A 14053-nucleotide genomic window follows, 5' to 3' on the forward strand; every position below is an offset into this window, starting at 1 on the left:
CCGCACCCGCAGGCCCGACCGCCGCCACGAGGCGACGGTCGGGCTGCCCTGGTTCGTCTGGATCCCCGCCGGACTCGCGTTCCTGCTGATCGTGCTGCCCGTGCTCGGGCTGTTCCAGCGCGCGGCCTGGGCACGGATGCCCGAGCTGCTGCTCTCCGACGCCGCGCTGAGCGCCCTGCGGCTGTCCCTGGAGACGGCCGCGATCTCGACCGGCCTGTGCATCCTGCTCGGCGGCCCGCTGGCCGTGGTGCTGGCGCGCTCGGCCATGCCGGGGCTGCGCACGGTGCGGTCGATCGTGTTGCTGCCGCTGGTGCTGCCGCCGGTCGTCGGGGGGCTCGCGCTGCTGTTCCTGCTGGGGCGCACCGGGCTGGTGGGGCGACAGCTCGACCTCTGGTTCGGCCTCACGATCCCCTTCACCACCGCCGCGGTGGTGCTCGCCCAGACCTTCGTGGCGATGCCGTTCCTGGTGGTGTCCCTGGAGGGGGCCCTGCGCACCGCCGGGCGCCGCTACGAGTCCGTGGCGGCCACCCTCGGGGCCTCGCCCGCGCTGGCCTTCCGCCGGATCACGATCCCGCTGGTGCTGCCCGGCCTGATGTCCGGCGCGGTGCTGGCCTTCGCCCGGTGCATGGGCGAGTTCGGCGCCACGATCGCCTTCGCGGGCAGCCTGCAGGGCACCACGCGGACCCTGCCGCTGCTCGTGTACCAGGAACGGGAGGTCGACGTCGACGGGGCCGTCGCGCTGTCCCTGCTGCTCGTCGTCGTGGCCGTGATCGTGATCATCGTGGGCAGGCCGCGACAGCTGGAGGGGCTCTCGTGAGTCTCGATCTCGCCGTCCGGCTGGACCGGGGGAGCTTCTCGCTCGAGGTCGCGGTGGCGGCCGAGCCGGGGGAGGTGCTGGCCGTCCTCGGGCCGAACGGCGCGGGCAAGTCCACGCTGCTCGGCGTGCTCTCCGGGCTGCTGCGCCCGGACGCCGGGCACGTGCGGGTGGGCGGCCGGACGGTCACCGACGTCGAGGCCGGGGTGTTCGTCCCGCCGCACCGGCGGGGGGTCGGGCTGCTCGCCCAGCAGGCGCTGCTCTTCCCGCACATGACGGCGGCGGCGAACGTCGCGTTCGGGCCGCGAGCCCACGGGGTGCCCCGGCGGGAGGCGGAGGACCGGGCGCGGGCCCTCCTGGCGGACGTCCTGCCGGACGTGCCGGGGCTCGCGGACCGCAGACCCGCCCAGCTGTCCGGGGGGCAGCAGCAGCGGGTCGCACTGGCCCGCGCGATCGCGCCCGATCCCGAGCTGCTGCTGCTGGACGAGCCGCTGGCCGCCCTGGACATCGACGCCGCGCCCGCCATGCGGGCCCTGCTGCGGCGGATGATCCGGGAGGGCAAGCAGACCGCCGTGCTGGTCACCCACTCCGCACTGGACGCCCTGGTCCTGGCCGATCGGGTCGTCGTCCTGGGTCGGGGGCGGGTCGTCGAGCAGGGGCCGACGCGGGAGGTGCTCGGGCGTCCGCGCAGCGCCTTCACCGCCCGGATCGCGGGCCTCGACCTGATCCCGGGGACCTGGCGTGCGGGGATGCTGCACGCGGGGGACCGGATGGTGGCCGGGATGGCGGAGTCCGTCGACGAGGGCGGGTCGGCCGTCGCGGTCTTCCCGCCGTCCGCGGTGGCCGTCCACGTCGAGGAGCCGACGGGCAGCCCGCGCAACGTGCTGCCCGTGCGGCTCGCCTCGATCGAGCCGCGCGGGGACGTCGTGCGGCTGCGGGCGGCGCCGCGCCCCGGCGGGCCGGACTGGCTCGACGGGCTCGCCGCGGACGTCACCCCCGCGGCCGTGGCGGACCTGGCGGTGGAGCCCGGCGCGGACCTGTGGTTCGCGGTGAAGGCGACCGAGGTGCAGGTCCACCCGGCCTGACGGGTGGCGAAACCTCCGCCACGCAATGTCACCTCATCGGTCACACACGTCACCCGAGCCACTATCGTGTACCTGTGTTTGGGCGGACGCGGGCCGTACCGTCGCTTTCCGTGATCCCCCGCGTACTTCGGACCGCCTGCGTGGCGCTCGCCGCGGCCCTGCTCACCCTCACGAGCACGGCGGCCGCCTCGGCGAGCGCGCCGGTGGTGGCGATCGCGGGCGACTACGTGGTGCTGGCCCAGTCGGCCGCGCAGGCGAACCAGGCGGCAGGCCTCGCGGGCGTCACGCCCACGGCGCAGTTCACGAAGGCGATCACCGGGTTCGCCGCCCGACTCACCGCCGAGCAGTTCGCGCGCATCCAGGGCATGCCGGGCATCCTCGGGATCGAGCAGGACCGCCGCATCGACCCGATCGGGCCGCGCAGCCTCCCCCACGCGCTCCAGCCGTTGGGCATGACCGAGGGCACCCAGCAGAACCCGCCGAACTGGGGCCTGGACCGCATCGACCAGCGCGACCTCCCGCTCGACGGCAGCTACACCACGAACGCCACGGGGCAGGGCGTCACCGTCTACGTGGTGGACACCGGCGTGGACGTCACGCACCCGGAGTTCGGCGGGCGTGCGAGCTGGGGCACCAACACGATCGACGACGAGAACGACGACTGCGACGGCCACGGCACCGTCGTCGGCGGGATCGCCGCCTCCACCGACTACGGCGTGGCCAAGCAGGCCCAGGTCCGTGCGGTGAAGGTGCTGGACTGCAACGGTTCCGGCACGCTGTCCTCGCTGCTCGGCGGCCTGGACTGGGTGCTGAACAACCACACCGGCGGGCCCGCGGTCGCGGTGATGTCGTGGAGCTACGGCCCCTCGGACGCCCTGCTCTCCGCTGTGACGCAGCTGGTGAACGACAACGTCTTCGTCGCCGCCTCCGCGGGCAACAGCGGGCAGGACGACTGCCGGGTGGCGCCCCGGGCCGCCGCCTCGTCCGGGGTGGTGGTCGTGGCCAACTCGACCCGCGACGACGCCCGCAACCCGTCGTCGAGCACGGGGTCGTGCGTGAGCCTGTACGCGCCGGGGACGAGCATCGTCGCCCCCGTGCCCGGCGGCCGGACGGCCTCCTACACCGGCACGTCGATGGCCGCCCCCTTCGCGGCGGGCGTCGCGGCCCTGTACAAGCAGGCGCGCGGCGACGCCCCGAGCACGCAGATCAAGCAGTGGATGATCGACAACGCCACCCCGGGCAAGATCCAGGGCGGGAGCACCGGCGGAACCCCGAACCTGCTCCTGAACACCGGCGGCCTCTAGCGCAGTGCTCCACACCGCATCAGTACTTGCTCATCACGTGCTTGACCCTCGTGTAGTCCTCCACGGAGTAGCCGCTCAGGTCCTTGCCGTAGCCGGACTGCTTGAAGCCGCCGTGGGGCATCTCCGCCACCAGCGGGATGTGGCAGTTGATCCACACGCAGCCGAAGTCCAGGCCGTTGCTCATCCGGATCGACCGGGAGTGGTCCGCGGTCCAGACGGACGACGAGAGGCCGTAGTCGGTGTCGTTGGCCAGCCGCAGCGCCTCGGCCTCGTCGTCGAAGCTCTGGACGGTGATCACCGGCCCGAAGATCTCCTCCCGGACCAGCTCGTCGTCCTGGCGCAGACCGCTGATCACGGTGGCGGGGTAGAAGAACCCGCCGCCCTCGGCCGGCGCCCCGCCCACGTGCACGGTCGCGTGGGCCGGGGCCCGGGCGACCAGGCCGGACACCTTCTCGAACTGCGCGGCGTTGTTCAGCGGGGGGATGAACAGATCGTCACCGGAGTCCTCGTCCCGGGAGAACCGCACCCCGCGCGCCACCTCGGCGATCGCCTCCGCCAGCGGCGCCGCGATCGACGAGTGCGCCAGCACCCGGGTCGCGGCGGTGCAGTCCTGGCCCGCGTTGAAGAACCCGGCGATGGCGATGTCCTCGGCGTTCGCCGCGACGTCCGCGTCCTCGAACACGATCACCGGCGCGTTCCCGCCCAGCTCCAGGTGCACCCGCGTGACGTTCGGGGCGGCGGCCGCGGCGACCGCCTTGCCCGCCCGGGTGGAGCCCGTGATCGCGACCAGCGCCGGGGTGGTGTGCCCCGCGACCAGGGCGCCGGTCTCGCGGTCGCCGCACACGACGTTGAGCACGCCGGGCGGGAGGAACTCCGCGAACAGCTCGCCCATGCGCGACGTGGTGGCCGGCGTGGTGTCCGACGGCTTAATGACCATGGTGTTCCCGGCCGCCAGCGCGGGCCCGATCTTCCAGGTGGCCATCATCATCGGGTAGTTCCACGGCGTGATCGTGCCGACGACGCCGAGCGGTTCCCGCCGCACGAACGAGGTGTGCCCGGCCATGTACTCCGCACCCGCCCGCCCCTCGAGCGTGCGCGCCGCCCCGGCGAAGAACCGGAACTGGTCGGCCATGACCGCGATCTCCTCGGAGTGGGTCAGGGCCCGCGGCTTGCCGGTGTCCCGGTGTTCCAGCTCGACGAGCTCGTCGGCGTTCGCCTCGACGGCGTCGGCGATCTTGAGCAGCGCGGCCTGCCGCTCGGACGGGGTGATCGCGCCCCAGCCCTCGTCGTAGGCGCGCTTCGCGGCCGCGTAGGCGGCATCGACGTCCGCCGCGCCGGAACGCGGGGCGGTCGCGTAGACCTCGCCGGTCGACGGGTCGACGACGTCCATCGTCGCCCCGTCCGCCGCGGCCACCGGCTTGCCGTCGACGATGTTCTGGAACGTCTGCATTGCTCCTCCGGGGTCGTGAGCGGCAATGGTTGCTCTGGCGACCATCGCCACGCACGGGGCTACTGGAACGCGGGCATGACCTTCTCGGCGATCAGGGTGAGCTGCTCGTCCACGGTGGGCAAGCCCTCCACCTCGCGGCCCATGAAGGTCTTCACCAGGTGGGCGTCCGTGATCGCGCAGATCATGTGGTTGGCGCCGCCCGCCCTCATCGCCTCGATCTTCGCGACGACCTCCTCCGGGGTGCCCGCGACGGAGAGCTTGTCCGCCAACCAGTCCGGGGTGGCGTCGATCGAGCCCGCCAGGTCGCCCGCGACGAAGAGGTCCAGGATCGGCTTCATGTCGTCCGGCGAGACGCCGTTGCGCTCCAGCAGGGACGGCGGCATGGACGAGGCGTAGAGCCCGACCATCGACTTGGCCGCCTCCTTGGCCTTGGCCGAGTCGTCCGAGACGGCGACGACGCACCACGCGCCGATGTCCAGGTCGTCGACGTTCTTGCCCGCGCGCTCGGCGCCGATCCTCATGTTGTCGTACATGTACCGGTACGCCTCGGTGGTGTAGCCCAGCGCGTGGTGACAGCCGTCGGAGAACTCACCGGCCACCTGGAAGGACTTCGGGCCCGCCATCGCGCCCATCTTCACCGGCACCCGGTCGGCGACCGGGCGGGCGAAGGTGAACAGGCCCTTGTACGTGAAGAACTCGCCCTCGTGGGTGATCGCGCCCTCGTCGAGCAGCGTGCGGATGACGCCGATGCCCTCCTTCACCCGGGACAGCGGCTTCTGGGTGCTCCAGTCCATGCCGTACTGGGCGAGCAGGCCGAAGTTGCCCGACGACAGGACGACCTCGGCGCGGCCGCCGGTGAGCTCGTCGAGCGTGGCGGTGGCCTGGGCGATCAGCGACGGCTCGCGGAGCACGACGGCGGACACCGACGGTCCCATCATGATCCGCGAGGTCTTGTCCGCGGCCGCGGCGAACAGCAGCCAGAGGTCCTTGTGCCAGGTCTCGTCCGCGGCGTACACGGCGTGGTAGCCGAGCTCGTCCGCGAGCTGGATGGACTTGAGCGAGTCGGCGAGGGGGTAGTCGGGCAGCATGACGTAGCTGAACTTCATGTGGTGGTGTCTCCCATCAGTTCGGAACCGCTGATCGTCGTGTGGGCGAAGTGGTGGTGCATCCACTCGAGGTGGTCGTGGCGGGCGTGCATGATCCGCAACGTGTCCCAGTTGGGGAAGACCTGTTGCAGCACATGGGTCTGCATCAGGCGGGGGTCCACCTCGTAGACGTGCTCGAAGGTCGTCTGCGCGACCTCGGACGCCTTGCGCGCGGGAGGCGGAGTGTTCTCGTCGGAGTAGCGATAACTCATCGGATCCCCCTCAGCTCGTCGAGCTGGGCGGAGACGTCCCCCTGGTAGGCGAAGTCCAGCAGGTACTTGCCGGGGTTCATGATGTTGTTGGGGTCCAGCATCCGTTTGACCCCGAGCATCACGTCGAACCCGCGGCCCAGCTCGCGCGGCACGAGATCGACCTCGCCCTCCCGGCAGGAGCCGTGGCAGGCGGAGATCGAGCCGCCGTGCGCCAGGGCCGCCGCGGCGATGTCCCGCTTGGCCTGTACCCACATCGCCCAGGCGGCGTCGTCCAGGCGCTGCTCCCAGATCCCGACGTCGATCTCGGTCAGGTAGTCCACCCCGGTGTCGGCGGAGGTGTAGGCGAACATGCCCCAGTCGTCGAACACGTCCGTCCTCCGGCGCAGGTCGGCGACGATCTCGTGCCAGGCCTTCGTGACGGCGGGGACGTCGGTGTAGTTGACCGCCGCGTCCTCGCAGTGCCAGGACATCGGGACGACCTGCCCGGACTTGGTGCGTCCGTGCAGCGGGGTGGCGTAGCGGTCGTGCCGGGCGGCCCAGTCGCCCTCGGAGATCTCGTCCCCGAGATAGCGCGCGCCGTGCTCCTTCGCGATCCGGAACAGCCGCTTCCCGCCGACCCGGACCTCGTCCTCCCAGCCGTAGAGCACCGCGCAGGTCAGCGCCCGGACGTCCGCGGGCTGGGGGATGTACGCCTCGTCGTCGCGGCGCAGGTAGGCGACCTTCCACTCGTCGAACAGCACGGCGCCCGCGAACGTGGCGACGCCGGCCCGGGCGAGGGCGCCGGTGAAGCGGTAGGCGGCGTCGTAGTCGTCGAAGGCCCAGAAGGGGGACAGCTCGGCCTCGGGCTTGGGGTAGAGCTTCAGCGTGGCCTTGGTGGCGATGCCGAGCGTGCCCTGGTGCCCCATGAACAGGTGCTTGAGCTGGTAGCCGGAGGACGACTTGGAGATCTTGCGCCCGATCCCGTCCCCGACGTGCAGGATCTCCCCGGTCGGCAGCACGAAGTCGAAGCTCAGCACCAGGTCGCGGGTGTGGCCGTAGCGCGCGCCGATCAGCGACCAGCCCGACGTGCCGATCCGGCCGCCGACCAGCGAACACGGGTAGCTCGCCGGGTCGTCGGGGTAGATCAGCCCGTGCCTGCCGAGCACCTCGTTGAGCTTGAGCATGTTGATGCCCGTGCCCACGGTGACCGTGCGGTTCTCCAGGTCCAGCTCGTGGATCCGGTTCATCCGCTTGACGTCCACGACGATCCCGCCGCGCAGCGGAACCGCCCCGTCGGTGAGCCCGGTGCCGCCGTCCCGCGGCACGACGGGGCACTTCAGCTCGTTCGCGATCCGCACCACCGCCGCGACCTCCTCGGTGCTCTCCGGGAGCACCGCGAGGTCCGGGACCCGCTCGCGCCAGCGGTGCACCGGGAACGGCGCGGGGACGCGGGCGCGGTTGTAGCGGTCGGTCTTGCCCGTGAGGATCTGGTCGGGGCGCAGCACCCCGTGGAGGCGCTCGACCACGCGGTCGATCAGGTCGGTGGGCGGGTGCTCCAGCGTGCTGACGGTCGGCGTCGCGAGCTCCGTCTCCCCGGTCATCCGCACCCACCCCCACCGCAACCGCCGCCGCCACACCGCCTGTCGCCCACGTCGCCGCGGCTGCCGCCCACCGTGATCCCCAGCGACTCGGCGAAGATCTCGTGGATGTCGACGACGTCGATGTCGCGTCGGTCCCCGGCCTCCGACAGCGGCCGCTCGGACCAGGGGCAGGCGCTGACGAGGGTGTCCACGCCCAGCTCGGCGGCGTGCCCGAGGCGCTTGTCGGAGATGGCCGCGGTGAGCTCCGGCTTCTCCACCGGCAACCCCCCGCCCCCACCGGAGCAGTAGGACCACTGGGTGACCCGGTCGACGTCGTGGAAGGTCAGACCGGGGATCGACCGCAGCACGGTGCGGGGTGCCTCCCAGATGCCCTTGCGCTTGTTGAGCCTGCAGGGATCGTGGTAGGTGATCGTCTTCTCGACCGACTCGGTCGGCGTGAGCCTCCCCTGGGCGACGAGGTCGGCGAGCACCTCGACCACGAGCACGACCTCGATGTCGAACTCCGCGCCGAAGTACTTCGGGTAGTCCTCGGTGAAGCTGATGTAGTCGTGCGGGTCCAGCACGAGGACCCGCTTCGTGCCGGTGGCACGCCAGTTGTCGAGGTTGTGCCGCGCGAAGCGCTTGGCCTGGTCCACGTAGCCCATCTCGGCCGCCGGGCCGCCGCAACACCACTGCTCGCCCATCAGGCCGAACTCGTACCCGGCCTTCTGCAGGATCTGCGCGACGGCGCGGGGGACGGCCGTGCGGTAGAACGCGGCCTCGCAGTCGACGAAGAGGATGGTGTCCCCGCCGATGGGGATGTCGAGGCCCTCGGCCCAGTTGCGGACGTTCTCCTGGCTGATCTCGGTCTCGCCGAGGACCGGCTCGTGGGTCTTGTCGTTGGTGCGCTCGTTCCACGTCCTCCACTGCTCCTGGTGCACCCCGGACTCGACGGCGAGCGCCCGGACCGCCTTGACGACGTCCACGGTGCGGGTGCGGAACCGGTAGAAGTCACCGGTGAACAGGGTGTTCGGACAGCGCAGCTCGCACGCGCCGCACTGGGTGCAGTTGACGTAGTCCGCGGCGATGTCGGCGACCTCGAGCTCGCCGCGCTCCATCGCGACGACGTTCGCGTGGAAGGCGGTCGGGGTCCACGACTCGTTGCGGGTCACCTGCATGACCGGGCAGACCTCGCGGCAGAACTTGTGGCCGGACGAGTAGCAGTTGTACGAGGCGTTGCGCCACTCCTCGACGAACTCGGCCGTGCGCCGGTCGGTGAGCTCCAGCGGCACGGGCCCGGCGACCGTCTCGGGGTAGTGCTCGAGCGCCGGATCGTTCCCCGGATCGCCCGGGGTGAAGGGCTTCTGTAGCGCATCGGGCGCAATGTCGGGTTCGAGCTGGGTCACGCAGCCTCCGTGGTGTGGTGGTGGTCACTCCGGCGGAAAAGCTATGAAATCACATCTCAAGGTTCTGTGCCTACCCTCGGGGGCGGGCGTGACAGACTCTCAACACCGATGTAATGCCCCGCTGTGCTCTGCAGGAGGTGTGCGTGCGGCTCCCCGCGGGCGACGCTCGGCGCGCCGTCTTCGCGCCCCTGGACGACGGGGCGATGCGCAGCGAGACCGTCGTCCGGCGGCTGGGCAGCGCGATCGCGCTCGGGATCATCGTCGACGGCGAGCAGCTGCCGTCGGAGCTGCAGCTCGCGGCCTCGCTGAACGTCTCCACCGTGACCCTGCGGGACGCGCTCAGCGACCTGCGGGCGCGCGGGCTCGTCGCCACCCGGCGCGGGCGCGGCGGCGGCAGCTTCGTCGTCGCCTCCCAGGAGGCCCTCACCGAGCTGTCCCGCGGCAGGCTGCGCGAGCTGGGCAGCACCGACCTGCGCGAGCTGGGCGACGTCCGCGCCGCCGTCTCCGGGGCCGCCGCCCGGCTGGCCGCCGAGCGGGCGTCGGACTCGGAGATCGCGCGGCTGCGGGAGACGCTCGACCGGCTCGCGAGCGCCGAGGGCGGCACCGAGCAGCGCCGGATCGAGGGCCGCTGGTTCATCGACGTCGCCGCCGCGGCCCAGTCCGTGCGGCTGACCCGCGAGGAGATCGAGCTGCAGTTCGAGCTCGGCCAGCTGCTGTGGGGCACCGAGCGCACCCGCGCCGAGCTGGACCTGGCCCTGGCGGGGCACCGGCGGGTGGTCGACGCGATCGCGGCCCGAGACGGTGCCGCGGCCCGCGCCCGCACCGAGGAGCAGATCGCCGCCGTCACGTCCGGGCTGATCGAGGCCCACGTCCGCCTGACCCGGCAGGGGCACCGCCGCGCGGACCACACCGGCAGCTACCCCGAGGCGGCGGGCTCGTGAGCGCCCCCGACCCCGTGAGCGGCGATGGTCGCCATGGCGACCATCGCCGCTCACGACCGGACTCCGCGGCGGACCAGGCGGCCGCGGTGATCGAGCGCGTCGTGGAGCGGGTGTTCCGGTCCGTCGCCGCGGTGCGGGACGACCTGGTGGCCGGCTACCGCGCGGCCGGTGGGCGGATGTGCGACTCGGACGTCACGGCGGTGCGGGAGGCGCTGATCGCACGGTTGGTGCGGGAGCGGTCCGTCGCCGTCGGGATGGGGGTGATCGTGGCGCCGGGGCTGCTCGTCGACCGTCCACTGCGGATGGAGTGGTGGCAGGCGGACACCGAGGCCGCGCCGGTGATGCTGGAGGTGGACCTCAACCCGGCGAGCGTGGGGTTCTACGACTACGCGGCCGCCGAGTGGTTCACGGTGCCCCGCCGGACCGGGCGCCGCCACGTCGTCGGGCCCTATGTGGACGTCCACGGCACCGACCGCTATCTACTCACCCTGACCCTGCCGGTGCTGGCGGACGGGCGGTTCGTGGGGGTCGCGGGCGCGGACGTGCCGGTCGCGCGCTTCGAGACGCTGGTGCTGCGCGAGCTGGGGGACCTCGCCGCGGACGTCGTGGTGGTGAACGTCGAGGACCGCGTGGTCCTCTCGACGAGCCCGCGCTGGCTGGTGGGCGACCGGGCCGTCCTGACCGACGCACCCTGTCGCGCCCTCGACGAGCCGGACTGGCGCGTCGTCGTCACCTGACGGGAGACACGGTCGTGCGTGGTAAGTGGTGCTCTGGCACCACTTACCACGCACGGGCGGCGGAGCCGCTAGTCGAGGGGGCCGTTGAGCAGGCCACCCACGGGGCCCTCGACGAAGCGCGGGTCGGGGGTCGGGAACTCGGTCTCGACGCCGTCGGCACCGCTGGGGCCGTTGCCGTTGCTCGCGTCCATGAACTGCGCGACGAGCTGCTCGGCGGTCGCCAGGGTGGCGGTCGCGCCCTGCGTCGGCGGCTGGGTGTCCTCGGCCGCCAGGGCGGTGCCGGCGACGAACGGGATGGCGGCCATGCCGAGGGCGGCGCCGCAGATGATGGTCCTCATGGTCACATCTCCTCCGCGCCGGCCTTGATGGCCTCGCGGATCCGGTTGTAGGTGCCGCAACGGCAGATGTTGCGGATCTCCTCGATGGCCGCGTCGTCGACGTCGCGGCCCTCCTTGCGGCACTGCTCCACCTTGGCGACGGCGGCCATGATCTGGCCCGGCTGGCAGAAGCCGCACTGGGCGACGTCCATGTCGATCCAGGCCTGCTGCATGGGGTGGAGCTTGTCGCCGTCGGCCAGGCCCTCGATCGTGGTGATCTCGTCGGACTCCTTGATGTCGGAGACCGGCACGGAGCACGGGTTGAAGGCCTGGCCGTTGATGTGGCTGGTGCACGCCTTGCAGACGTTGATGCCGCAGCCGTACTTCGGGCCGGTGACGCCGAGCAGGTCCCGGATCACCCAGAGCAGGCGGACGTCGTCCTCGGCCTCGACCGTGACCTTCTCGCCGTTGAGGTGCAGGGTGCGCGTAGGCATGGGTCAGCCTCCGTAGGTGTAGCGCAGGCCGTCGACCGGCGACTCGGGGATCGGGGGCACGAGCGGCTTCGGCTCGAACGGGAACGGGTCGAGGTGGTTGATCGGGAAGTACGTCGGGACCTTGCCGACGGCCTTGGCGTACGCGTTCGCGATCGCGCCGCAGGTCGCGGCCACCGCGGCCTCCCCGGCGCCGCCGGGCTCGTCGGCCTGGTCGTCCGGCTCGACGATGATGATGTTCAGCTCCGGCGGGGTGTTCCACTGCCGCGTGTAGAAGTAGTTGTCCCAGCTGGCCTCGACGAAGTGCCCGTCGGTGAGGTGCAGGCTGGAGGTGAGGATCAACGCGATGGCGTCGTTGATCCCGCCCATCATCTGGGCCTCGATGCCCTTGGGGTTGATCACCAGGCCGGCGTCGATCGCGAAGGTCACCTTGGTGACGCGCGGGCCGGTGACGCCCTCGCGGATCTTCCGGTTCACCGTCTCGGGGCGGCAGTCGATCTCCACCAGCGCCGCGGTGACGCCCTTGTACTCGTGGTGGATGCCCAGGCCCTGCGCGGTGCCGTTCTTCATCGACCGGCCCCAGCGGCCCTGCTTCGCCACGGCGTCGAGCACCCCGCGGATGCGGTCGCTGCGGGCGAACTCGCGGCGGAACTCGTAGGCGTCGCGGCCCATCTTGTTCGCGAGCTGGTCGGTGACGACCTCGCGCGCGGTGGTGACGTCCGGGGAGTAGACGTTGCGCATCGACGAGGTGTTGAAGCGCATGTCCACCTCGTTGAGCATGCGGGTGGACACCCCGAAGTTGTACGGGTTCGCCTGGGTGAGCTCGAAGATCGACTCGGCGAACGTGAGGTTGCCGCCCGGGGCCTTCGCGCCCGCCGCGGTGATGGCGTCACCGAGGCCGTGGGTGAAGTCGGTGGAGACGCTGGTGTGGCGCTGCTCGAAGGACAGCACCGAGTCCTTGGTGACCGTGGCCCGCACCCGGGAGGTGCACATGCCGTGGACCCGGCCCTGGCGCGAGTCGTCCGCGCGGGTCCACATCAGCTTGACGGGCTTGCCCATCGCCTGGGAGACCTCGGCGGCCTCGAGCGCGGCGTCGAAGAAGAGCTTGCGGCCGAAGGACCCGCCGCCCTGGACGACGTGCACGGTGACCGCGTTCTGCGGCAGGCCCAGCTTCTTCGCGATCGCCGCCTGCGCGGTGACCGGGTTCTTCATCGGGCCCCAGATCGTGGCGCTGTCGCTGCGCACGTCCGCGATGGCGGAGTTGGGCTCGAGCGAGCTGTTGCTCTTGAAGTAGAAGGTGAACGAGCCCTCGACGGTCTCGACCGCGCCCGCCGGCACGACCAGCGGCAGCTCCGCGGCCTTGAGCTTGGCGAGGATGGTCTCGTCGCTCTCGCCGTGCACCGTGCCGTCGTTCCAGGACACCTGCAGGGCGCGGACGCCGTCGATGGCCTGGCCGAAGGTCTGCGCCCGGACCGCGACGCCGGTGGACACGACCTCCACGTCGGTGATGCCGGGCATCGCGCGGACCTGCTTGAGGTTCTCGACGTCGTCCGGGGTGCCGTTGAGGTCGGGCGCCCGGCAGATCACGGTCGGCAGGGCGTCGGGGATCTTCAGGTCGTTCACGAAGGACTTGCGCCCGGTGACGATGTCCCGGGCGTCGGTCTTCGTCTGCGGCTTGCCGATGATCGTGAAGTCCTCGCGGGGCTTCAGGACGACGTCGACGGCCTGGTCGACCGCGCTCGAGGCGGGCTCGGTCAGGTCCCCGATCGGCAGGGCGTTGCCGAGGGTGTCGGTGATCAGGCCCTTGCGCGCGGTCAGCGTGCGCACGTCCTGGTTGAGGATCTGCGCGGCCGCGTCGAGCAGGCGCATCTGGGCCAGCGCCGCCGCGACCCGGATCGGGGTGTAGGTGGTGAAGGTGGTGCTCGACCCGCCGGTGATCTGGTTGAACAGCAGTTCGGGGCGGGCGTCGGCCAGGGTGACCTGCACCTGGTCGACGTCGAGGCCCATCTCCTCCGCGATGATCATCTGCGTCGAGGTGATGATGCCCTGACCGTTGTCGGACCGGGGGAGCGCGAAGGACACGGTGCCGTCGCGGTTCACCTCGACCCGGATCAGGTTCGCCGTGGGGCGCGAGGCGTCCCGCAGCAGGTCGAGGAGGTCGTAGGCCTCGGGGGGCTGCGGCGCGGACGTGATCGGGGCGGCCGTGGCGCTCGGACCGCCGAAGATCTCCTGGCGGGTCAGCTCGGCGGCCACGACGAGCGTCGGGGCCGCGACCAGGTAGCCGAGGAACTTGCGCCGACCGACCGGGGCGCGGAGGCCCTCTCTCTTGGGCGGGGGCGCGACGCGATGCTGGGCCATTCGGGGTCCTCTTCGTCGGGGACGATCCCGGGGTCTGCTTGGGGAGCGGTTGTCCGGGTTTCTTGCGCCGCCAACGACGAGGAGGTTCGACGGTTGCGTGACGGACCGTCGAGGAAATGTCGGTCGTGCGCCCCGCACGGATCGTGACTTCGCAGCTCAGCGAACTGAAGGGCAGGCTACCCTGACCCGCATCTGCGGGTCAGGGTAGGGCTGCGCTGCTCATCTGCGGGACAG

Annotated in this window: 13 protein-coding genes; 5 read left to right on the forward strand and 8 right to left on the reverse strand. The window is 71.6% G+C overall.

Going from position 1 to position 14053, the window contains the following annotated elements; translation table 11 throughout:
- Positions 1–43 precede the first annotated feature (43 nt).
- The 3 genes from BLS43_RS03090 (at position 44) to BLS43_RS03100 (ending at position 3203) form a co-directional block, all read left to right on the forward strand.
- Positions 44–817: an ABC transporter permease gene (locus tag BLS43_RS03090; protein ID WP_093077369.1), complete on the forward strand. Its 774-nt coding sequence runs from the start codon at positions 44–46 to the stop codon at positions 815–817.
- Positions 814–1899 (forward strand): sulfate/molybdate ABC transporter ATP-binding protein, encoded by a 1086-nt coding sequence (locus BLS43_RS03095; protein WP_176921146.1) that lies wholly within the window; start codon positions 814–816, stop codon positions 1897–1899. The genes BLS43_RS03090 and BLS43_RS03095 overlap by 4 nt, the downstream gene beginning before the upstream one ends.
- 110 nt (positions 1900–2009) lie before the next feature.
- Positions 2010–3203: a S8 family peptidase gene (locus BLS43_RS03100; protein WP_245707268.1), complete on the forward strand. Its 1194-nt coding sequence runs from the start codon at positions 2010–2012 to the stop codon at positions 3201–3203.
- 19 nt (positions 3204–3222) lie between these two features.
- Here BLS43_RS03100 and BLS43_RS03105 read toward each other — a convergent pair whose 3' ends face one another.
- From BLS43_RS03105 to BLS43_RS03125, 5 genes are read right to left on the reverse strand one after another with little or no spacing between them, the layout of a single operon-like run.
- Positions 3223–4653 (reverse strand): aminobutyraldehyde dehydrogenase, encoded by a 1431-nt coding sequence (locus tag BLS43_RS03105; RefSeq protein ID WP_093076422.1) that lies wholly within the window; start codon positions 4651–4653, stop codon positions 3223–3225.
- A gap of 59 nt (positions 4654–4712) precedes the next feature.
- The gene (locus BLS43_RS03110) at positions 4713–5759 is read right to left on the reverse strand and encodes an LLM class flavin-dependent oxidoreductase (protein ID WP_093076425.1); all 1047 of its coding nucleotides are present in this window, start codon (positions 5757–5759) and stop codon (positions 4713–4715) included.
- Positions 5756–6010, reverse strand: coding sequence for a hypothetical protein (locus BLS43_RS03115; RefSeq protein ID WP_093076428.1), 255 nt, complete (start codon positions 6008–6010; stop codon positions 5756–5758). Before BLS43_RS03115 ends, BLS43_RS03110 begins: the two co-directional genes overlap by 4 nt.
- Positions 6007–7590, reverse strand: a complete 1584-nt coding sequence (locus BLS43_RS03120; protein ID WP_093077377.1) for an FAD-binding oxidoreductase — start codon at positions 7588–7590, stop codon at positions 6007–6009. Before BLS43_RS03120 ends, BLS43_RS03115 begins: the two co-directional genes overlap by 4 nt.
- Positions 7587–8975: a (Fe-S)-binding protein gene (locus BLS43_RS03125; RefSeq protein WP_218129693.1), complete on the reverse strand. Its 1389-nt coding sequence runs from the start codon at positions 8973–8975 to the stop codon at positions 7587–7589. Before BLS43_RS03125 ends, BLS43_RS03120 begins: the two co-directional genes overlap by 4 nt.
- A 143-nt stretch (positions 8976–9118) precedes the next feature.
- On the opposite strand from BLS43_RS03125, the gene BLS43_RS03130 reads away from it, so the two are divergent.
- Together BLS43_RS03130 and BLS43_RS03135 are read left to right on the forward strand one after the other, a co-directional pair.
- A complete protein-coding gene (locus BLS43_RS03130; protein WP_237196306.1) occupies positions 9119–9916 on the forward strand; it encodes a FadR/GntR family transcriptional regulator in 798 nt (265 codons plus the stop codon).
- A gap of 86 nt (positions 9917–10002) precedes the next feature.
- A complete protein-coding gene (locus tag BLS43_RS03135) occupies positions 10003–10653 on the forward strand; it encodes a cache domain-containing protein (protein WP_093076434.1) in 651 nt (216 codons plus the stop codon).
- A gap of 68 nt (positions 10654–10721) precedes the next feature.
- On the opposite strand, the gene BLS43_RS03140 is transcribed toward BLS43_RS03135, so the two are convergent.
- From BLS43_RS03140 to BLS43_RS03150, 3 genes are read right to left on the reverse strand one after another with little or no spacing between them, the layout of a single operon-like run.
- Positions 10722–10991 (reverse strand): hypothetical protein, encoded by a 270-nt coding sequence (locus tag BLS43_RS03140; protein WP_093076436.1) that lies wholly within the window; start codon positions 10989–10991, stop codon positions 10722–10724.
- A gap of 2 nt (positions 10992–10993) precedes the next feature.
- Positions 10994–11464, reverse strand: coding sequence for a (2Fe-2S)-binding protein (locus tag BLS43_RS03145; RefSeq protein WP_093076439.1), 471 nt, complete (start codon positions 11462–11464; stop codon positions 10994–10996).
- A 3-nt stretch (positions 11465–11467) separates the two neighbouring features.
- The gene (locus BLS43_RS03150; protein ID WP_093076442.1) at positions 11468–13819 is read right to left on the reverse strand and encodes a molybdopterin cofactor-binding domain-containing protein; all 2352 of its coding nucleotides are present in this window, start codon (positions 13817–13819) and stop codon (positions 11468–11470) included.
- Positions 13820–14053 lie beyond the last annotated feature (234 nt).

This window comes from Pseudonocardia oroxyli (assembly GCF_900102195.1).
GTDB classification, from domain to species: domain Bacteria; phylum Actinomycetota; class Actinomycetes; order Mycobacteriales; family Pseudonocardiaceae; genus Pseudonocardia; species Pseudonocardia oroxyli.